The sequence below is a fragment of the Corynebacterium jeikeium genome, assembly GCA_003955985.1.
GTDB lineage: Bacteria > Actinomycetota > Actinomycetes > Mycobacteriales > Mycobacteriaceae > Corynebacterium > Corynebacterium jeikeium_D.
Genome location: CP033784.1, coordinates 2175280 through 2195918, shown reverse-complemented (window position 1 = coordinate 2195918; position 20639 = coordinate 2175280). Strand labels below are relative to the sequence as shown.

Annotated in this window: 18 protein-coding genes and 1 pseudogene; 11 read left to right on the top strand and 8 right to left on the bottom strand. The window is 56.4% G+C overall.

Going from position 1 to position 20639, the window contains the following annotated elements:
- The first annotated feature begins 74 nt into the window (after positions 1-74).
- Positions 75-1855 (top strand): annotated as a pseudogene (locus tag EGX79_09740) (penicillin-binding protein).
- Positions 1856-1921: 66 nt separating this feature from the next.
- On the opposite strand, the gene EGX79_09735 reads toward EGX79_09740, so the two are convergent.
- Together EGX79_09735 and EGX79_09730 are read right to left on the bottom strand one after the other, a co-directional pair.
- Positions 1922-3106 (bottom strand): IS256-like element IS3503 family transposase, encoded by a 1185-nt coding sequence (locus EGX79_09735; GenBank protein ID AYX82430.1) that lies wholly within the window; start codon positions 3104-3106, stop codon positions 1922-1924.
- 153 nt (positions 3107-3259) lie between these two features.
- Positions 3260-4840: a DEAD/DEAH box helicase gene (locus EGX79_09730; GenBank protein AYX82429.1), complete on the bottom strand. Its 1581-nt coding sequence runs from the start codon at positions 4838-4840 to the stop codon at positions 3260-3262.
- A gap of 3 nt (positions 4841-4843) precedes the next feature.
- On the opposite strand from EGX79_09730, the gene EGX79_09725 reads away from it, so the two are divergent.
- The 3 genes from EGX79_09725 (at position 4844) to EGX79_09715 (ending at position 8537) form a co-directional block, all read left to right on the top strand.
- Complete coding sequence (locus EGX79_09725) at positions 4844-5815, top strand: LysR family transcriptional regulator (protein ID AYX82428.1); 972 nt, start codon at positions 4844-4846, stop codon at positions 5813-5815.
- Positions 5812-6642 (top strand): serine hydrolase, encoded by an 831-nt coding sequence (locus EGX79_09720; GenBank protein AYX82427.1) that lies wholly within the window; start codon positions 5812-5814, stop codon positions 6640-6642. Before EGX79_09725 ends, EGX79_09720 begins: the two co-directional genes overlap by 4 nt.
- A gap of 113 nt (positions 6643-6755) precedes the next feature.
- Complete coding sequence (locus EGX79_09715; protein AYX82426.1) at positions 6756-8537, top strand: penicillin-binding protein; 1782 nt, start codon at positions 6756-6758, stop codon at positions 8535-8537.
- Positions 8538-8603: 66 nt separating this feature from the next.
- On the opposite strand, the gene EGX79_09710 is transcribed toward EGX79_09715, so the two are convergent.
- Positions 8604-9758, bottom strand: coding sequence for an IS256-like element IS3503 family transposase (locus EGX79_09710; protein AYX82425.1), 1155 nt, complete (start codon positions 9756-9758; stop codon positions 8604-8606).
- Between the two features lie 80 nt (positions 9759-9838).
- On the opposite strand from EGX79_09710, the gene EGX79_09705 reads away from it, so the two are divergent.
- Complete coding sequence (locus EGX79_09705) at positions 9839-10024, top strand: hypothetical protein (GenBank protein AYX82424.1); 186 nt, start codon at positions 9839-9841, stop codon at positions 10022-10024.
- Here the strand turns inward: EGX79_09705 and EGX79_09700 are convergent.
- Positions 9978-10292 (bottom strand): hypothetical protein, encoded by a 315-nt coding sequence (locus EGX79_09700; protein ID AYX82423.1) that lies wholly within the window; start codon positions 10290-10292, stop codon positions 9978-9980. The two genes, EGX79_09705 and EGX79_09700, sit on opposite strands and share 47 nt — an antisense overlap.
- A gap of 272 nt (positions 10293-10564) precedes the next feature.
- On the opposite strand from EGX79_09700, the gene EGX79_09695 reads away from it, so the two are divergent.
- Both EGX79_09695 and EGX79_09690 read left to right on the top strand, forming a co-directional pair.
- On the top strand, positions 10565-11137 hold the full coding sequence (locus EGX79_09695) for a TetR/AcrR family transcriptional regulator (GenBank protein AYX82422.1): 573 nt from the start codon (positions 10565-10567) through the stop codon (positions 11135-11137).
- Positions 11137-11499: a hypothetical protein gene (locus tag EGX79_09690; GenBank protein ID AYX82421.1), complete on the top strand. Its 363-nt coding sequence runs from the start codon at positions 11137-11139 to the stop codon at positions 11497-11499. The genes EGX79_09695 and EGX79_09690 overlap by 1 nt, the downstream gene beginning before the upstream one ends.
- An 812-nt stretch (positions 11500-12311) precedes the next feature.
- On the opposite strand, the gene EGX79_09685 is transcribed toward EGX79_09690, so the two are convergent.
- Positions 12312-13814, bottom strand: a complete 1503-nt coding sequence (locus tag EGX79_09685; protein ID AYX82420.1) for a hypothetical protein — start codon at positions 13812-13814, stop codon at positions 12312-12314.
- A gap of 624 nt (positions 13815-14438) precedes the next feature.
- On the opposite strand from EGX79_09685, the gene EGX79_09680 reads away from it, so the two are divergent.
- A complete protein-coding gene (locus EGX79_09680) occupies positions 14439-14756 on the top strand; it encodes a hypothetical protein (GenBank protein AYX82419.1) in 318 nt (105 codons plus the stop codon).
- 138 nt (positions 14757-14894) lie between these two features.
- On the top strand, positions 14895-15737 hold the full coding sequence (locus EGX79_09675; protein ID AYX82418.1) for a DUF4442 domain-containing protein: 843 nt from the start codon (positions 14895-14897) through the stop codon (positions 15735-15737).
- A 9-nt stretch (positions 15738-15746) separates the two neighbouring features.
- Here EGX79_09675 and EGX79_09670 read toward each other — a convergent pair whose 3' ends face one another.
- From EGX79_09670 to EGX79_09660, 3 genes are all read right to left on the bottom strand, one after another.
- On the bottom strand, positions 15747-16520 hold the full coding sequence (locus EGX79_09670; protein ID AYX82417.1) for an alpha/beta fold hydrolase: 774 nt from the start codon (positions 16518-16520) through the stop codon (positions 15747-15749).
- Positions 16510-17265: an alpha/beta fold hydrolase gene (locus tag EGX79_09665; protein ID AYX82416.1), complete on the bottom strand. Its 756-nt coding sequence runs from the start codon at positions 17263-17265 to the stop codon at positions 16510-16512. Before EGX79_09665 ends, EGX79_09670 begins: the two co-directional genes overlap by 11 nt.
- Before the next feature lie 134 nt (positions 17266-17399).
- Positions 17400-17822 carry an HIT family protein gene (locus EGX79_09660; GenBank protein ID AYX82415.1) on the bottom strand — a complete coding sequence of 141 codons (423 nt, stop codon included), beginning with the start codon at positions 17820-17822 and terminating at the stop codon, positions 17400-17402.
- Positions 17823-17902: 80 nt separating this feature from the next.
- Here EGX79_09660 and purD point away from each other — a divergent pair, with 80 nt between their 5' ends.
- Together purD and EGX79_09650 are read left to right on the top strand one after the other, a co-directional pair.
- Complete coding sequence (purD, locus tag EGX79_09655; GenBank protein AYX82792.1) at positions 17903-19177, top strand: phosphoribosylamine--glycine ligase; 1275 nt, start codon at positions 17903-17905, stop codon at positions 19175-19177.
- Positions 19178-19416: 239 nt separating this feature from the next.
- Positions 19417-20544 carry an aminotransferase class I/II-fold pyridoxal phosphate-dependent enzyme gene (locus EGX79_09650; protein ID AYX82791.1) on the top strand — a complete coding sequence of 376 codons (1128 nt, stop codon included), beginning with the start codon at positions 19417-19419 and terminating at the stop codon, positions 20542-20544.
- Positions 20545-20639: the final 95 nt, after the last annotated feature.

Below are 20639 nucleotides of genomic sequence, written 5' to 3'. Positions count from 1 at the left end.
TATGTGAATGAAATGAGACAATTGCATTATGTGATATTGGTGGCATCCAATGCGTCTCACTTAACGTCACTCCCATGATGACTAAGCACAATCGTTTCCGTCAGTCGGTGATTGCACTCTGTTCGCTCTCCGCAGTGATGTTGAGCAGCTGTTCAGCTCTACCGTGGGAATCAGACTCAGACGTATTTCTCAAAGCTTTCAACGCGGGAGATGACAGCAAGGCTGCACGGTATCTGGATCATCCAGACCCGGAGCGCGCCCTTCATGAATTTCGGCAGTCACTTCATGGTGTGAAGGTCAACATCGAAAAATCTGATATTTCCAATGGAAAGCAGAATACTCATGTGACTTGGTCCAAAGATGGTGTGGAGTTGGAGAGCAATGGTCGGCTCGTCCTTAGTGGACAGGATGGTAAGCCTCAATGGTTGCCTTCGATCTTCGAAGCTCAGTTGAGCGATGATTCCGCACTCTTTTTGCTGAAGATAAACAGTACGATCTTCCAATTAAAGATCGCTTGGGCAATGAATATATGACCTGGACGAAAGTTATTCAGGTACGAGGTCGCAAAGATATAGCCTCTAGAGCGCAGGAATTGGCCCAGATTTTTGCACCAGTGTCTCCCACAACGACTAAGGAGTGGATCGAGCAGACCTTGGGAGAGTCTCAGGATGAAGACACCGTGCTCCTCACTTTGAGGCAGGAAGAATTCCGGAAGATACAAGAGCAACTTAGGACCTTTGAGGGAATTTCCACTGTGGAGCAGGGGCGTCTCTTAAGCGTGTCCAAAACTCTTAACTCTCCGCTGGATGCTGAATTGAACAAATATTGGGAGTCAGTGCTCGATGCTAATTCAGGATGGTCGATACGCGCTGAGAGTTCACAAGGTATGACGACGGTAGCCTCTGAGCCGCCTCGCCGAGTTCAGCCAATCGCAACCACTCTGGATAACACACTGCAAAGCGCAGCAAAACAAGCAGTGGACAGTGAGCAACGTGCCGCAGTTCTAGTCGTGCTCAATCCTAGAACAGGAGGTGTCCTTGCCGTTGCACAAAATGACAAGGCAAATAACCAAGGGCCAATCGCACTCACCGGGCTATTCCCACCGGGATCGACGTTCAAAACTGTGACCACAGCGGCGGCACTAGAGGCAGGGGCAGTCAGCATGGATGAGGAACTACCTTGTCCTAGCAATATCACCGTCGCTGGACGCACGATTCCCAACGATCATGACTTCGATCTAGGTAGCGTTCGACTGGAAGAAGCTTTCGCCCAATCATGTAACACAACCCAAGCGGTCATTTCGGATCGTTTGGGAGAAGATGATCTGCAACGGACTGCTTTAGAACTCGGAATTGGCTCCGACTTCGACGTACCAGGGATGACCACACTTACTGGTTCGGTGCCGCGGACACCGGCTGGACCTCCTCGTGTGGAGGCTTCTATTGGACAGGGCGAGGTTCTAGCTAGTCCATTTGGGATTGCGCTCATGCAATCGACTGTCGCTAACGGCGGCTTGCTTGTTCCTCCACAGCTCATTCAAGGCGAACAGACAGTAGTGAATAAACAGGCAGACCAGCATGTCAGCGATACAACTATTCAAAGCCTCCGGACGATGATGAAATCAACAATTGACCACGGTTCAGCTAGGTCGTTGAGTGATCTTAGTGCACTTGGCGGAAAGACTGGTACAGCAGAAATTGATGGCAAGCTTTCCAATGGCTGGTTCGCTGGAACGACAGGGGAATTGGCGATTGCGTCCCTTGTAATCGAAGGAGATTCTTCTCAGCCAGCTGTGGAAATGGCCGGGCGTTTCCTTCGCTCGCCGGATGTTCAGAAATTCTCTGGAATTCAATAAACTTGCGTCATAACCTCTAGCACGGGTTAAGTAAAGAAAAGTGTGTCTTTTCCGGGCGTGTTGCGGTTATTTGATCCAGCCTTTTTGGATGCCGAGGTTGTGTTGGTAGCTGGTGTCGATGGCGGTGTCGTATTCTGCTGGTGCACCGATGTCATTGGTAGTGGCTGTGGTGTTGTGGGTGATCAGGTCTGTTGCTGTGGAAAGTGCGTCTTGACCCCATCGTTGGTCCCTGGCGATCTTGACCGGATCGTCAGGGACTTCTGTATGTAGATACAGCCACCAATCCATCACTGTGCGTTGATGCGGTAGTGATAGTCCGCGGTGTCTGCGGGCTAGTTCTTTTATGGGGGCGTTGATGCCACCTTCGAGGCTGTTTGTTGTTGCTGCAAGGTTGTCGGGGTCGATGGTTGTTGGTGGGGGTTGCAGGTAGGTAAACAGCAGGTCTCTGCGGTGCAGAGATAGCAATGATTGATAGGCCGCTCGGACGCGTTGGTGGGTGTAGACCTTGGTGTAGGCGCCGGTAACGGGGTCTTTGATGGTGGTTTTCTCGTTCATCCATTCCCGGTAGGTGTGGTCGAATTCGTGCAGGTGGGCGACCCATGTGGATGCTTGGTCAAGGTCGGTGATGCGAGTGAGTTTCAGGGCTAGGCGGTAGAGGGTTTTGCCGGCATCGGTGCGGGGGTTGCTGGTGGTGTGGCGGCGGACTGTTTGTTGGGCGTGGACGAGGCAGCGTTGGATGCGTGTTGTTGGCCAGCAGTGGTGGATGGCTGATTGGGCACCTTGTCCGCCGTCTGTGACTGCGATTAGTGGTGCGGCAATGGGGCGTAGGAGTTCGGTGTAGGCGGCGGTGGTTTCGTGTCTGGCCCAGGTCCAGTTGATGACGTGGGTTTTACTGGCTGCGATCAGGAGGCATCCGGACTTTAGATAGGTCGCGTCGAGGAAGATTTGGTCATGGATGCGGAATGAGTCGATGGTGGGTGTGGGGATGATCCACCAGCACCATCGGAATCGGTGGTGCATGGTTTGCCTGGTTACGCCATGGTGTGCGGCGAAGGTGGTTAGAGATTGGGTGCCGGTGGCCCATTGGATGAACAAAGCCATGGTGGCGGTGTTTTTGTTGTGGGTTTGGGTGTTGCGGGTAAAGGAGTGTCCGCAGTGGGTGCAGCGCCAACGGGTGGTTGATTTGCTGGTGGTGCCGTTTTTCTTTGTGTTGTTGCCGCATAGTGGGCAGCTGGGGCGGTTGGTGGTCATCCTTTAATCCAACCGGTGTGCGGTTAGCACAAATGTGGCCGGAGGTGCGGGATGGTGTGGGTAATAGCTTTCGGGGAGCTATTCTTTGGTGATTTGTGGTGTGTGGTCTGGGGTTATGGTGGCATGCGGACACACTTTTCTTTACTTAACCCTCTAGCACGGCACGTCCACCGCAGCGATGCGGTGGGGTTGGATCGTGAGGCTCTCCCCGGTGGATTCGAGCACCGCGGAGATGGTGGAGGGGGTCATCATCACGATGGAGATCCAGTCATGGCTGGTGGCACCCGCATAGTCCACGTAGTGCAGGCGCACCTGTGTGCCCGCGGTATAGGCGCGGCGCAGCTCGGACATGATCTCCCGCGGCGAGCGGAAGGTCCGGGTGTCCGAGGCCTTCGTGCCGTCCGCCGGGTCCACGGCGATGGCCTGGTCGTGGGCGCGGCGAAAACCCTCCACGGCGCCGTCGATCTCCGAGGCGATCTCGGTGGAGTCCCCAGTGATGTCCATGATGTTGCGCTGGGGAGTATCCACGCGAGACGGGACACGAGCCGAGTGGGGTTCGGTGGCGGAGCCCTGCTGGAATGCCCTGGTGGCGTCGTCAATCAAATACCGCAGGGACTGGGGAACGGACGAGAGACCGCCGGGGGACATGCGATCCAGGAAGGCCTCGATGTCCTTCCATGGGGCGTCATAGCGCTTCGGCCCGATCAGGCTGAATACGTCGCCTTCGCGGCCGTCCTCGCGCACCAGGGTGGCGGTGAGCCCCAGACGGCGGCGAGACTGCAGGTCGGAGGTCATGCGGAACACCGGGGCAGGCAGCAGGTGAACCTCGTCGTAAATGATTAAGCCCCAGTCGCGGGAGTCGAACAGCTCCAGCGCCCGGTATTCGCCCTTCGACTTGCGCGTGACCACTTGGTAGGTGGCGATGGTCACGGGGCGGATCTCCTTCTTCTCTCCGGAGTATTCGCCGATTTCATCCTCCGTCAGGGAGGTGCGGCGCACTAGCTCGTCCTTCCACTGCCTGCCCGCGACGGTGTTCGTCACCAGGATCAGGGTGGTGGCCTTTGCCTTGGCCATCGAGGCCGCGCCGACCATCGTCTTGCCCGCACCACATGGCAGCACTACCACGCCCGAGCCGCCTTCCCAGAAGCTATCGGCCGCCATCTCCTGGTAGTCGCGCAGCTGCCATTCTTCGTGTTCCTGCGACAGCTCGATGGGGTGTGCCTCGCCGTCGACGTATCCCGCCAGGTCCTCTGCGGGCCAGCCGACCTTCAGCAGTTCCTGCTTGAGCCTGCCGCGCTCGGAAGGGTGCACAACGATCGAGTCCTCGTCGATCTCTGCGCCCAACATGGGCTTGATCTTTTTGTGACGCCGGATCTCCGTCAGCACAGCCCTGTCCGTCGTCTCTAGCACGAGCCCGTGCGCTGGGTGCTTGATGAGCTTCAGCCGCCCGTAGCGATCCATCGTGTCGGCAATGTCGATGAGCAGCGGCTGCGGGGCGGGGAACCGCGAGTAGGTTTCCAGCACGTCCATGATCTGCTCCGCGTCGTGCCCTGCCGCGCGGGCGTTCCACAGCGCCAGCGGGGTGATGCGGTAGGTGTGCACGTGCTCCGGCGCGCGCTCCAGCTCCGCGAACGGTGCCAGCGCGGTGCGCGCCTCCTGCGCCTGTTCGTGGTCGATTTCCAGCAGCACGGTCTTATCCGACTGCACAATGAGCGGTCCGTTTCCAATGCCCACGCTGTGTGTCACTTCCTTTTTGTTTATCGACGCCACCGCGACGGTGTTGCTCAAGCCAAAGACATCATTTTACGCTGCAGTGGTGCGAACTCGTGCTCCACTATGCTGAGACCCATGATTGCTCAGACGGGAAATCTGCGCCAATGGCAGTATTTCGTGGCTTTAGCGGAGACCGGTAGTTTTACAGCGGCGGCAGCGCGACTGGGAGTGAGTCAGCCGCCTGTCTCCAATGCCATTAAGCGCTTAGAAGCTGGTGTAGGTACACCGCTATTTATCCGAGGGGCGGGGGAAGTGAAACTAACCGAGGCAGGGTTGACCTTGCTTCCATATGCCCGGGTGATTAATCGCGATCTTCAGACTATGCATTCGATGATTGACGGTATCCGAAGTGGTGCGCAAAGCGGGTTTCGTTTGGCCATCAGTAGTGCGCTTCCAAGCGAGATAGGATCGCGTATTGCAGCAAAGGCACAGCAGCATGATGGAGTAGTTTTGTCGTCACTGCCTTCTGTTGAGATTCTTGCCCGTGTTGAAGAAGGCGCTATTCATGCGGGGCTTGTTCAAGCTCCGGTTCCCTTGGGTACTCACCGCAGTGCGAGGCAGTTTTCTCTGTCACGTGATCTAGTGGTGCCGCCGGGGTATTCAAGGTTGGATAAGACCTTGTCTCAATTGAATCTGCTGGTGGAGAACCTGAATGACAATTCAAGTGCAGCCAGTGGTTTGGCGAGAGAGCTATTTCGGTCGGGTGTGTCTTGCGAAATTAATGATTCAGAGGATGCTCTAGGTAGGGGCTTATTGATTGGAAGAGGGGAGGGGATGTCTTTGGTATTTCGCGGTTTTCACCAGTTTGACAATGCTATTGAGCTTCCTTCCCGTTTCGATTTTTCCGTGGATGTAGTGGTTCGCCGAGGTGGGATGGACAATGGCGCCGAGGCCATGGCGGTCGCCGAAAGAATTTGTCGAAGGATTAACCAATGACTGCACGGATGGAGATGGCCCTGGAAAACGTGTTGACGCGGTCGGGGTGTGAGGGATGGTGGTGTGCATCGCGACTGCACGATGGGGTGACTATCGGACGCAAACAAGACGAGAAAATTACGGTGGCATCCTTATATAAAATCCGGCTCCTCCACCTCACTTTGGAAGCGATTCAACGAGGTGATCTGGATCCTCGTCTTCGTGTTGACGTTGCACCGTCCAAAGGAACTTACGAAGGGTATGGGTTCGCTGCCTTTGATGACGCAGTGAACGTGAGTCTCCGAGACTTAATGAAACAAGTCGCATCGGTGTCAGATAACGTGGCCGCCCACGAGATTTTGCGTCTACTGCCTGCGTGGGCTCGAGAAGCATTTCTTAAACGGTTTCCACCTCATTATGACTTGCAAGATCGGAATAGCTTAGTGACGGCGGAGAAACAATTGCGTCAATATGTTCAATCCCAAGGGGGGAGTAGTACAGATATAGCGTTTTCTGCAGTCTCTTCGTTGGCGGAAATAACTAATGACTTGGAACAGGTTTGGAAAGACGATAGTGCAGCGGTACGTCGATCTATGTGTGAACTCTTGGGGTTGCAGGTGTGGCGTCACCGTGTTCCTTCAGGCTTTCCTCCAAGCGGCGTTGATATCTATGGAAAAACGGGCACTGTAGGACTTCTCCATGGTGAAGCTTCGATTATCCAGGTTGAGGGCGAGGAGCCCATTGTGGTGTCCATCATGCTGAAACAGGTGGTGCCAGAACAAGCAATGAGTACTCACGATGGTGCTGTTGGCGAAGTGGCTAGACTGCTCGTGGACGCTCTTCGTTAGAATTTCTGCCACTTGAATACACACTTCTACCATCGCCTATATGTGAATGAAATGAGACAATTGCATTATGTGATATTGGTGGCATCCAATGCGTCTCACTTAACGTCACTCCCATGATGACTAAGCACAATCGTTTCCGTCAGTCGGTGATTGCACTCTGTTCGCTCTCCGCAGTGATGTTGAGCAGCTGTTCAGCTCTACCGTGGGAATCAGACTCAGACGTATTTCTCAAAGCTTTCAACGCGGGAGATGACAGCAAGGCTGCACGGTATCTGGATCATCCAGACCCGGAGCGCGCCCTTCATGAATTTCGGCAGTCACTTCATGGTGTGAAGGTCAACATCGAAAAATCTGATATTTCCAATGGAAAGCAGAATACTCATGTGACTTGGTCCAAAGATGGTGTGGAGTTGGAGAGCAATGGTCGGCTCGTCCTTAGTGGACAGGATGGTAAGCCTCAATGGTTGCCTTCGATCTTCGAAGCTCAGTTGAGCGATGATTCCGCACTCTTTTTTGCTGAAGATAAACAGTACGATCTTCCAATTAAAGATCGCTTGGGCAATGAATATATGACCTGGACGAAAGTTATTCAGGTACGAGGTCGCAAAGATATAGCCTCTAGAGCGCAGGAATTGGCCCAGATTTTTGCACCAGTGTCTCCCACAACGACTAAGGAGTGGATCGAGCAGACCTTGGGAGAGTCTCAGGATGAAGACACCGTGCTCCTCACTTTGAGGCAGGAAGAATTCCGGAAGATACAAGAGCAACTTAGGACCTTTGAGGGAATTTCCACTGTGGAGCAGGGGCGTCTCTTAAGCGTGTCCAAAACTCTTAACTCTCCGCTGGATGCTGAATTGAACAAATATTGGGAGTCAGTGCTCGATGCTAATTCAGGATGGTCGATACGCGCTGAGAGTTCACAAGGTATGACGACGGTAGCCTCTGAGCCGCCTCGCCGAGTTCAGCCAATCGCAACCACTCTGGATAACACACTGCAAAGCGCAGCAAAACAAGCAGTGGACAGTGAGCAACGTGCCGCAGTTCTAGTCGTGCTCAATCCTAGAACAGGAGGTGTCCTTGCCGTTGCACAAAATGACAAGGCAAATAACCAAGGGCCAATCGCACTCACCGGGCTATTCCCACCGGGATCGACGTTCAAAACTGTGACCACAGCGGCGGCACTAGAGGCAGGGGCAGTCAGCATGGATGAGGAACTACCTTGTCCTAGCAATATCACCGTCGCTGGACGCACGATTCCCAACGATCATGACTTCGATCTAGGTAGCGTTCGACTGGAAGAAGCTTTCGCCCAATCATGTAACACAACCCAAGCGGTCATTTCGGATCGTTTGGGAGAAGATGATCTGCAACGGACTGCTTTAGAACTCGGAATTGGCTCCGACTTCGACGTACCAGGGATGACCACACTTACTGGTTCGGTGCCGCGGACACCGGCTGGACCTCCTCGTGTGGAGGCTTCTATTGGACAGGGCGAGGTTCTAGCTAGTCCATTTGGGATTGCGCTCATGCAATCGACTGTCGCTAACGGCGGCTTGCTTGTTCCTCCACAGCTCATTCAAGGCGAACAGACAGTAGTGAATAAACAGGCAGACCAGCATGTCAGCGATACAACTATTCAAAGCCTCCGGACGATGATGAAATCAACAATTGACCACGGTTCAGCTAGGTCGTTGAGTGATCTTAGTGCACTTGGCGGAAAGACTGGTACAGCAGAAATTGATGGCAAGCTTTCCAATGGCTGGTTCGCTGGAACGACAGGGGAATTGGCGATTGCGTCCCTTGTAATCGAAGGAGATTCTTCTCAGCCAGCTGTGGAAATGGCCGGGCGTTTCCTTCGCTCGCCGGATGTTCAGAAATTCTCTGGAATTCAATAAACTTGCGTCATAACCTCTAGCACGGGTTAAGTAAAGAAAAGTGTGTCTTTTCCGGGCGTGTTGCGGTTATTTGATCCAGCCTTTTTGGATGCCGAGGTTGTGTTGGTAGCTGGTGTCGATGGCGGTGTCGTATTCTGCTGGTGCACCGATGTCATTGGTAGTGGCTGTGGTGTTGTGGGTGATCAGGTCTGTTGCTGTGGAAAGTGCGTCTTGACCCCATCGTTGGTCCCTGGCGATCTTGACCGGATCGTCAGGGACTTCTGTATGTAGATACAGCCACCAATCCATCACTGTGCGTTGATGCGGTAGTGATAGTCCGCGGTGTCTGCGGGCTAGTTCTTTTATGGGGGCGTTGATGCCACCTTCGAGGCTGTTTGTTGTTGCTGCAAGGTTGTCGGGGTCGATGGTTGTTGGTGGGGGTTGCAGGTAGGTAAACAGCAGGTCTCTGCGGTGCAGAGATAGCAATGATTGATAGGCCGCTCGGACGCGTTGGTGGGTGTAGACCTTGGTGTAGGCGCCGGTAACGGGGTCTTTGATGGTGGTTTTCTCGTTCATCCATTCCCGGTAGGTGTGGTCGAATTCGTGCAGGTGGGCGACCCATGTGGATGCTTGGTCAAGGTCGGTGATGCGAGTGAGTTTCAGGGCTAGGCGGTAGAGGGTTTTGCCGGCATCGGTGCGGGGGTTGCTGGTGGTGTGGCGGCGGACTGTTCGTTGGGCGTGGACGAGGCAGCGTTGGATGCGTGTTGTTGGCCAGCAGTGGTGGATGGCTGATTGGGCACCTTGTCCGCCGTCTGTGACTGCGATTAGTGGTGCGGCAATGGGGCGTAGGAGTTCGGTGTAGGCGGCGGTGGTTTCGTGTCTGGCCCAGGTCCAGTTGATGACGTGGGTTTTACTGGCTGCGATCAGGAGGCATCCGGACTTTAGATAGGTCGCGTCGAGGAAGATTTGGTCATGGATGCGGAATGAGTCGATGGTGGGTGTGGGGATGATCCACCAGCACCATCGGAATCGGTGGTGCATGGTTTGCCTGGTTACGCCATGGTGTGCGGCGAAGGTGGTTAGAGATTGGGTGCCGGTGGCCCATTGGATGAACAAAGCCATGGTGGCGGTGTTTTTGTTGTGGGTTTGGGTGTTGCGGGTAAAGGAGTGTCCGCAGTGGGTGCAGCGCCAACGGGTGGTTGATTTGCTGGTGGTGCCGTTTTTTTTGTGTTGTTGCCGCATAGTGGGCAGCTGGGGCGGTTGGTGGTCATCCTTTAATCCAACCGGTGTGCGGTTAGCACAAATGTGGCCGGAGGTGCGGGATGGTGTGGGTAATAGCTTTCGGGGAGCTATTCTTTGGTGATTTGTGGTGTGTGGTCTGGGGTTATGGTGGCATGCGGACACACTTTTCTTTACTTAACCCGCCAAGAGGGCGCAGGGGCGGCGGCAGGAGGGCAGCGACTAGCCGCCGAAAATTGCCAGCGCGTCGGCAGCGAACGCTTCAATGATTGCGGAGTTGTCAACATCTCCCGCGCGGTTGATGTAGGCGGCCTCCGTAGTCGAGGCGGAGGCATGGCCCAGTTGCAAGGTGGCCAGCGCCGCGTTGCCCGTTGCAGCCATGGCGGTCGCTACCGTGTGACGGAGGTCGTGATAGGAAATCACCGCAGGCAGCAGCTCCCGGTCGGCCTGCGCCACATCGTCGCCGGCGAGGTGCGGCAAGCCTGCCCATGTTAGAGCCCGGCCAGAGTTTTGCCAGGGTGGGGGTATGTGCCGGATGGGTCGTCACGCATAGGCAGTACCCGCGTCGTCGGTGCCCCTGTCGTGCGTTGGCCGTGGAACAAGCTCGTAGGCTTATCGGCCAAGCGCTCGGCAATCCTTGAGTCTATTGGCCCGAGAAGCTGGTCTGGCAAAAACATGTAGGTGTGTGACGATCAGCTATAACTTTCCTCCTTGTAAGCAGGAAACCCGCTCGCCTCTCATGACAGCAATGTACTTGGATAACCACATCGCTACTTGACCGTAGATTGATGTAGCGATACGATTTGAACATGTTCAGTGAACAAGTTCAATCAAGTCGTGCTACTCAAAAGGAGGCGACGCGCAATAAAGTCTTGGATACCGCCTATGCCCTTTTTGTGTCAGTCGGGTACGCGGATACAAATGTGCGTGCCATCGCGCAGAAAGCTAACGTCAGCGTTGGAACCGTTATGAACGTCGGGAGCAAGCAGTCGCTGTTGATTCAGACCATCGGACATCGAATCACCGTCATGCACGATGAGCTCCGTGGACAATCAGACAACCTTCTCGACGTTCTCGCTCCTTTCCTGAAAATGTTTACTGGGCAGGAAGAATTATCGAAAGCGTATGGCGCTGCCCTAATCACACAGGGAGACAACGGAGAGATTCTCAACGAGCTTCGAACTCTCTTGGTAGATGAAATCGTGTTGCGCCTAGGCAATATGCTCCCTAAAGATGACGCTAAAGAGTTCGCGACAATCCTTTACAACATTTATCTTGGGTTGCTTCTTGGCTGGGCTGCCGGTGCATACGACACCGACGAACTATCCATTCACGCGAACAGTTCCATCTCCCGTCTTAAAATCGCGTACGGAGTAAAATAATGATTCTCGAATCTTCGCCTGCTTGGCCCTCCATCATTCTTGCAGCCATTTTGTTCGGAGACGCGGTACTCTCGCTCAAACCCGTAGCATTCATCGAGGCCTGCCTCAGAGGAGTACGACTTCCTACAGAGTGGTGGTGGGCTCTTATCGTTATCAAGTGCCTAGCAGCAAGTGGACTCATTATTGGGCTCTGGATACCAGGCATTGGAATAGCGACGATGGTTGGAGTCATTGCCTACTTCTGCACCGCAGCAATCGCACATATCCGAGCCAAGTTTCTAGGTAGCGAGTTTTGGGTCAATTGCTTAGGGATGCTCGCTATTTCACTAGGCGCTCTCATTGCGACACTATTGATAGCCTGAAACGACCAATTTACCAATTGTGTTCGCCCATTGAGGGGCGCCGTTGCCCGCGCCGGGCGGCTTGCCGCGGGTGCCTGGGACCCGCTAGCCGCCTACCGCCTCGCCGGCCTGTCGAAGGGTATGAGCGTCTGCCTCGGTGCAGAAGGCATGACAAAGCCCTAGCTGATGGGTCGGGGTTGTGGGATTTGCAGAGTGGCGGGCTGCTGCGGGACTGGTAGATAGGCGTCCAGCTCTTCGACGGGTATCTGCGGTACTGCATCCGAGATACCAGTGGCGAGCGCTGCGCGACTGGGCCCGCGCCGGGATGTCACACCCGACGACGTGGGGTGGCAGGAGCAGTAACCGGAATTGAGGGGTTGGGGGCAATCCCAGTCCATTTTTATGCGTGGGGGGTAGGGGTGCGACGGGCAGGGGTTGCTGGGGCAAGGGGTGTGTGGCCCCTAGTCGACACCGTGTAGCCACCGCCGGTTAAGTCTTGTACTCAGGCTGTGGCGTATGTCCAGCTGCGGGTCTACTTCGGAAAACTCCGCACTTCCCCAAAGACTTTCCTCAAAAACTAGTAGGGGAGGTGTCCCTGTGTGGCGCGAGAAACGGCTTTGACAGGCATAAATGGCATTATAGGTCAAACCTTTACAGGGTACCCTAACGGTAGGTTACGGGTTCGAGTCCCGTTTCCGGCTCCAAAACTCCAGGTCAGGAAGTTTTCCGGCCTGGGGTTCTTTGGTTTAAAGGGGAAAATGTAGGGGTTAAGTAGCGTGAGGGGTGAAATCGTCTAACAGAACGTCCGCATCCCCTCTGTCCCGTAAGTCGGCTTAGAAGCTGGAAGAACCGCCTGAACCGGAAAACCCTGAGCTAAACCCGCTGTTGACGCCACCGCTACTGGAAGAGCTGTCGCGGGCAGTGGTGGCATCGCTATCCCAGGTGCTCACGACATAGAAGGGCACGTAGCCGTGGTAGCCAGAGCCAGCGAAGAAATCAGAGTCGTAGATGCGCGTGCGCTCGGGGCGCTCGTCGGCCTCATTGCGCTTCTGCAGCTGGGACTGCACGTGCTCCGACAAGAGCGCGGAGCGATCCAAGAGTTCTAGGTAGCGCTCCATGAACTGCGGATGGTGTGGTTCCTTGGATAATTCAGTGGCGGCATCTTCCAACTCCTTCGCGTGGCGCTCAAGCGCCGAGTCGATGCTTGCGGCCAAGTAGCCTGCCTGTGCCAGATCCTTCTCCAGCTCGTAGAGTTCATAGCGGCGAGCATCCGCAACAGCGTTCTCAATGCGGTGCAGCTTTTCAATATTGGCCTCAGCGGTTTCCACGCGCTCGCACAGTTGGCGCGCGTTGGCGATGAGCTCGGAGTGTGAGCGGAATTGCTCATCTGGCGCATCCGCCGGAATCGACATGAGGAAACCAACCTGGCTATCGATTGCTAGGAAGTCATCGCGCAAACCCTCCCAGTCCTGGCGCAGGCGCTCATCCACCAGCCCTGATTGGAGCGAGTGCGCTCGAATATCAATCTCCCTTAGCCGTTGCGCCACATCGGTGTAGGTCTGCGACACGTAGTCCCAGTCCTCGCGTGCCTGCTGTGTCTTCTTCTGCCGGCTGCGGCGTACACCGCCGGCGAGGCCGACACCAGCGCCGCCAACGCTCAGGCCCGCCACCCCGAGGCCAACGGCCGCCGCCATCCGGTCCTCTTTTGCGCCCTCGTACTGAGTATCCGCAGCACGGTCTACGTCGATTGCAGCCGCTGCGCCAGCAAAGAGGCCAGCAGGAATGTTGTCATCCCGCACGCCCGGCTTAATTGCTTCGATGGACTGTTTCAGATGGCTGTCATTCTTGCGTAGTTTCATTTGAGCAGCCACGTCCTCACCCGCGAAGACGAAGGCTTGGCGCGGATCAAGGCCCACGCCGACGAAGACCTGGCCATCAGCAAACTTATCCTTGCCGATGAGCTCCTGGTGGTTATCGCGCAGGTACTCCTCTACGGAGTCATTAACGTTTTCCTTGTTCTCGGCAAAGACCATGTAGTGCAGCCCTTGGACCACGTCAGGGGCGGCGATCCGGGAGACATCGCGAAGCATGCGCTGTTCTTCCTCCGGGGTGAGCACATCGTCTGAGTCCATGATGTCAGCCTGCACCTCACGCTGCGCGGGCTGCATGACGTAGTCAGAGCGCTCGGGCGAATCAAAGACCGCCAAGCAGGTGCCCGCACCGACACCTCCGAGAAGCAGGCCGCCCACTGCTGCTGCGCCGATGATGGCACCGATGGAGGTCACTTTGGGGCCGCGGTTGGATGCAAAAGGTTTAATATCGCGAGAGTCGGTCACGGTGATTCTCCTATTCGCGAGCGATCGGCCCCGCCAATTTTATCCGGTTTAAGGAGGTCGGGCGGGGAACAAAGGGTGCGTTTGAAGACTGATTAAAGGGCAAATGCCTGTCGGGGGCTGGGGCGGGGGAATTTTCTTTCACTTATGCGCACGTTGTCGGAAGTCCCGGTCAACATATGGATGAGCTATTCACTTATGGCCACGCTGCTGCGTATCGATAGGTGAATATTGCATCGATAGGACAGCGCAACGCCGCCAGCAGGACAGCGCAACACCGACAGCAGGACAGCGCAACGCCGACAGCCGGAAAATCACAGGCCACGGAGCTTTCACATCTGCAACTCTAGCCCCACGCTTCACAGGGGTTACATGCGCATGTAAAGTGGACTTTGTTCTTAAGTCATAAGCGTCGATAGGGCTGGTCTCGGGGAAGGGCCTGCGCTATGGGCGCTTTTGGCATTTTTCTGCAAAACCTTCCAGAAAACCCCACAAGCTGGGGTGATTTCTCCGAGAAAAATATTCTACGATAGAGCCATGTCAGAGGTGCTCTTTGTCAGTAGTTCAAACATGGGACTCTCACGCGTACTAGAAGGGCTGCTGCGGCAAGCTGCCCCAGGCCTGACAGTGTTGTCAGCAGGTATCAGCATCGATGATGATGACCGCGGTCTGGATGAAGACGCGCGGCGTGCGCTCTGTGAGGTGGGGGCACGGTGCGATGGCGATCCTCATCAACTCACGCCGTCTCTCGCAGACAGTGCGGATGTGGTCATTGTTGTGGGGAAAATCGACGTTTCGGACTACATCGCGCCAGATGTAGAGACTGAGCGCTGGGAATATGATGACCCAGCTGACCGCGGGATTTATGGTTATTCCCGCTACGCGGAATTGCGGGATTTCTTCACTCTGCGCGTCAATACGCTGGCGGAACGGTTTGCTGCCTAAATAGTCGCTGAAATAGTCGCTGTCTTAATAAAAGGTGGGGCGCGGGAACCGTCGTAAAGCATGTGCTGAAGCTGACACACTTTTGTTTTCTGACAATAATGCCCGCGTTCGCCCGGTCAACACCTAATGTAAGTAGTTATGTCTATTGGTCCATCGCTGCGACGCACCCTGTACAAACTTGCTGAGAAAGAGATGTCCCCGGCTAAGGCAAAGTTCTTGCTGAACATTTGGCCGCCGCTGTTTGGCACCGGCATCCGTATCACTGAGATTGCGGATGACTGGTCTGAGGGGCGATTGGAGCTGCGCCTAAACGCTCTGACTGCGAATATGCATGGCGCGGCATTTGGCGGTGCACTGTTTTCGATGACGGATGTGCTGTTTGGCACGCTGGTTATGCAGCGTCTGGATGTCAAGAAGTACGAGGCGTGGACGCGAACTGGGTCGTTTGAATTTATCCGGCCGGGTAAGAATGGTGCGTACCTTGAGGTAGAGGTGCCGGATGAGATGGTCGAAAAGCTTAAGGCCGAAACTGAAGGTGGCTATTCGACGGTCGTTCCATACACCTCTGTAATCCGAAACCGCGATGGCTCCCTGGTCGGTATTGGTCAGCAGGAGCTCTACGTGCGCCGTCGTGGTCGTAAGAAGCCGCCGGCCAATCCGAACCAGCAGGATTGTGTTGCCGGTGAGAACCTCATCTCTGCTGCTCGCACTCTTGCACGGCTGGGGATGCGCGGGGTGGAAAACCGTGATGTGCTCGTCCAGCAGGAACGCACCGCACGACGCTGCATTTCACCAGAGTCGCGTGCAGTCGCATGGCTCCACGGGGTCCTCGAGTACGGCGATGTCACTGTCGACGACTACCGCGCCGCAGGGCTTCCCGACGTCGTCATCGAGGCCCTCACCTCCGATAACCCCTCGCCAGCCGCGCAGCAGCTGCTTGCGGATGTCGTCACCGCGCGCGAGTCGCTGACCAAGTTCTAGGTCGAAGCTCTACGCCAATAGCCGAGTGATCAGTTCGATCACTTCGGGGTCTGTTTGCTGCTTCCAATGCGCAACAGACCTGCCCTCCAGCTCGGTTTCGAGCAAAACAGCTCGACTGTCCGGCAGGAAGCTCTGCGCGGTATCGGACCACGGAATGACCAGGTTGTCATGGTGGCTGATGACATTAATCCAGTCAGGTGTGGCTGCCTTGCGCCTTCGGAGGTGTGGGGCAGTGTTGGCTGCAGGAAGTTCATATTGTCCTGCCGCTACCGCAATTTGATCGGCTAAAGCCTGTCCCATTAGCCAGCGGGCAGGAGCCCCATTCCACCAGCCCAAAATGCGGGAGATCTCAGTCAGATTTACACCGCCGACAGAGCCCGACACACTGATGACACGTCGAAACGAAAAACGCTCGCATTCATGGTTTGCAAGACGCGTAAACAGCAGGAAAGCCAGTAGCCCACCCTGCGAGTGAGCCACAATATCGACCGTGTCCGAGTTCGTTTCAGTGCAGACTCCGTTGATATAGGCCTCGACTTCGGCGACAGAATCTACGAGGGCAGCAGTGCCACGGTCTCCGTAGGCCGGTACATAGACTCGGCGGCCGCGGGCACGGAGTCCGTCGGCAAGCGGTGCCCACGCGCCGGGACTATCGAGCGTGCCATGAAGTGCGATAACCGGAACGGGGTCTCTGAGGTCCCCCGACGCTGGACTTGGATTTGGCAGGGACGGATGTGCGGCTGTCGGTGGGAAAATCCGCGTTAGGAGCGGTCTATTCCGCATGCTCGATTGGGTCAAAATCCTCGCCTACCAGCTTGAATAGTGCCTCGCGAGTAAGCGCGCGGGGGCGCCAATCGTGCGCCATCTGCTCATGCAAAACGATGGCTTGAGGGAACGTGTCCTGCACATAGAGATTGGTGACCATGCCTGTGTCACCATCATCCAAGAAACAGGACTGTGGAGGGGAAATGAGCTGGTCATACTTGGTGGCAATGCAGGTGTAAGTAACACCGGGACCGAGGATATCGTGGGAATTGGAGTTCAAAACCATCTTTGAACCCGTGAGCTGTTCCAAACCGGAAACGCCCCAATAGCTCTGCACAAAGTTGCTCATCAGCGACTTTGTGCCGGGGATCTTAGTGATACTGGAAGCGATGCCGCCCAGGTTGGTGCCGTGATTGGGGGCGGCAAGACAGACAACATGCTTGATGTACTTGGAAATGCGTAGAGAAAGCAGGGTGGCGATTAAGCCGCCTTGCGAGTGCCCCACGATAACGGCGTGCTTTGCGTCAGTGGCGTGCAGGACAGCCTTGATGTAAGGCACGAGCATGTCGATGGACTGATTGATGGGGTCTGTTGCACGGTGCCCAAAGTCTGGCGCGAAGACAGCCCAGCCATCTTCCCGCAACTGACCGCCAAGGGTCTCCCAAATGCCCTTGACCTGGCCTGTTCCGTGCAGGAGGATGACCGGCCACGGCCGAGACTTGGATACTTTGGCTCCCCAGTTATCTTCGAAAACACCGCGCAGCGGACGGAAGATGGCATAGGGAAGCGATGCTGATCCTTCAGCTGCAGCCGGTTGTTGCGCCTCCGGTTCCTGCGCTTCAGGGGCAGGGACTACCGGAAGTTGTTCTTCCCGAAAATCCTCGTTTGAAGCGGCGATTAGCGCACCAACTTTCCGTCTTCGTCAGTCCCGAGGGCCTTCCGTAGCTTGGCGGCGGCCTCATCCATGGACTCTGCGGAAGGATTGCGATCTACCGACTGTAGGTTGTACCCGGACATATCGTGGGCAGGGAAGATATGAATGTGCGTGTGCGGAACCTCGAAGCCGGCGATGAGGTAGCCAGCACGCGGAGCGTCAAAAGCGGAGACAACAGCCTGACCAACCTTCTGGGCAACCTCATTGAGGTGGGCCCATAGCTCAGGCGAGGCGTCCGTCCACTTGTCCACCTCTTCAACAGGGACGACCAGCGTATGACCAGGCGCAATTGGCTCGATGGTCAAAAATGCGACGACCTTGTCATCGCGGTAGACAAAACGACCGGGGAGTTCACCGTTGATGATTTTGGTAAATACTGTGCTCATGTGCCAAGGGTAACCCGAATAGCGGATTGAGGGGTTGGGTGCGATGAGAGTTATCCGGGCTGATTAGTAAGATGATTGCTATGCGCATCCTCGTAATTGGCTCCGGTGCCCGTGAGCACGCCCTGTTGTACGCAATGAGTAAGGACCCGCAGGCTACTGATCTTCACGTAGCCCCTGGTAATGCGGGTATGAGTGAAATTGCAACCATGCATCCACTGGTCGTGGATGACCCCGCTGGCGCTGTTGCGCTGGCCAAGGAAATTGGGGCCGATTTGGTTGTTATTGGCCCGGAGGTTCCGCTGGTCGCGGGTGTGGCAGACGCACTGCGCGACGCTGGTTTCGCGGTCTTCGGCCCGAACGCTGACGCAGCTCGGATTGAGGGGTCCAAGGCTTTCGCTAAGGACGTCATGAAGGCGGCTGGGGTAAAGACCGCCTCGGCAGAGGCCATCCAGCCGGAGGCCTCCGACGAAGACATCGAGGCCGCCATTGACCGCTTTGGCCCGAACTGGGTCGTGAAGGATGACGGTCTGGCTGCTGGCAAGGGAGTCGTGGTCACTAAGGACCGCGCTGAAGCTCTCGAACACGCAAAGGCTGTTCTGGCCGCCGGTAACCCGGTGCTGCTGGAGTCCTTCCTGGACGGCCCGGAAGTTTCCCTGTTCTGCCTGGTCGACGGCGAAACCGTCGTCCCGCTGTTGCCGGCTCAGGACCACAAGCGCGTCGGTAATAACGACGAGGGGTCGAACACCGGTGGCATGGGTGCTTACAGCCCGCTGTCCTGGCTGCCGGAAGGCGCAACTGAGCGCATTGTCACCGAGGTCTGCGAGCCGGTCGCTCGTGAGATGGCCGCTCGCGGTTGCCCGTTCCAGGGTCTGCTGTACGCAGGTCTGGCCTGGGGCGAGGACGGCCCGGCTGTCATTGAGTTCAACTGCCGTTTCGGTGACCCGGAGACCCAGGCCGTGCTGGCGCTGCTGGAGTCCCCGGTGGCGCAGCTGCTCAACGCCGCTGCTACCGGAACATTGGCGGACTTCGGTCCGCTGTCTTGGCGTGATGGTTACGCTCTGACTGTTGTACTGGCCGCTGAAGGCTACCCGGTATCGACGCGCACGGGTGATGTCATTGAAGGTGCAGAGCCTGGCCGCGAGGAAGATGGCATTCTCCACGCAGGTACTGCCCGCAATGCTGCAGGTGAGCTGGTCTCCGCTGGTGGCCGTGTGCTCAACGTCATCGGCGTTGGTGACACGCTGGAAGAGGCCCGCGACAAGGCGTACGAGACCATCAAGACCATTAAGCTCGAGGGCTCGCACTACCGCACCGACATTGCACTACCTGCAGTTGAGGGCCGCATTTCCATTTAAATAATGCCCGAGGTGTTCAGGCTGCACTCGGATACCTCACTGGTGCACCCACCCGGGTTGAACTAGATTTCCCGGGTGGCCTCGGTGGCTGCAAAGATGAAGGTATGCACGCCGAATCTCCGCAGTCGCCAAAGTCGTCGCAGTCACCGCAGCCGTTAAACTCCTCGCAGTCACCGCAGGCATCCCAGCCCCAGCGCGACCTAGCATCCCGCCGCTGTGAGGTCGCACCCTTCCATGTGATGGATGTTCTCGCGCTCGCACAGGAGCGTCAGCGTACTCACGGTGATGCTCTATTCCTCTGCGTGGGACAGCCCGCGACCGCGGCCCCGGCTGCCGCGATTGCCCGTGCGCGTGCTGATTTAGAAAATCAGGTTCTGGGCTACACAGCGGCCGTCGGCACGCCTGAGCTGCGTGAAACCATCGCCGCCTGGCATCGTGAAAACTACGGCACGGCCACGGAAGTCGCTGATGTTGTCATCACTACCGGTTCTTCCGGCGGTTTCGTAGCGCTCTTCCTCGCAGCCCTCGATGTTGGCGACGACATCGTGCTCGCGCGCCCGGGCTATCCCGCATACCGCAATACGCTGCAGGCGCTCGGCGCCAACATTGTCGAGATTGACTGTGGTCCTGAGACTCGTTTCCAACTCACCGCCCAACACCTGGAGGCACTTCCGCGCGTGCCCAAGGCCGTGATTGTCACCAGCCCGGATAATCCCACTGGCACCATTATCGATGCCGACGAGCTGCGTGCCATTGCGAAGTGGTGTGAGCAGCACGATTGCCTGCTCATTTCCGACGAGATTTATCACGGCATTACTTATGGCCGACAGTGTGCGTCTGCACGCGAGTTCTCCGACGCGGCGGTCGTGGTCGGCAGTGTCAGTAAGTACTTCTCGATGACCGGCTGGCGCGTCGGCTGGCTAATCGTTCCCAAGTGGCTGCGTGCGCCGCTTGATCGCCTCGAAGCCAACCTCACTGTCTGTCCACCGGCAATTTCGCAGGCAGCGGCGGTGGAAGCGTTCAACTCCGAGTCCATTGCCGAGCTCAATTCGCACGTGACGCGTTACGCACGCAACCGCGACGTTTTGCTCGAGGGGCTGCCCCGCGTCGGTCTCGGTAATATCGCTCCGCCCGACGGCGGTTTCTATATCTATGCCAATATCGCAGGGCTTTACGACGACCCGAACTCCGTCGACTCCATGACATGGGCACGGGAACTGTTGGCTACAACGGGCGTGGCCGTTGCCCCTGGAATCGACTTCGACACAGAGAACGGCCATGAGTGGGTTCGCCTCTGCTTCGCCGGTGAGACTTCCGAGATGGAAGAGGCTGTTCGGCGTATTGGGGTATTTACTGGTCGTGGTTAAAGCGGCTTTAGTGGCGCTCACGGTGTGATTTACCTCACCCTTTCAGGGGTGTTTTTCAGTCGGGCGAGATAGGGTGCTCGACGGGCGAATCGCTG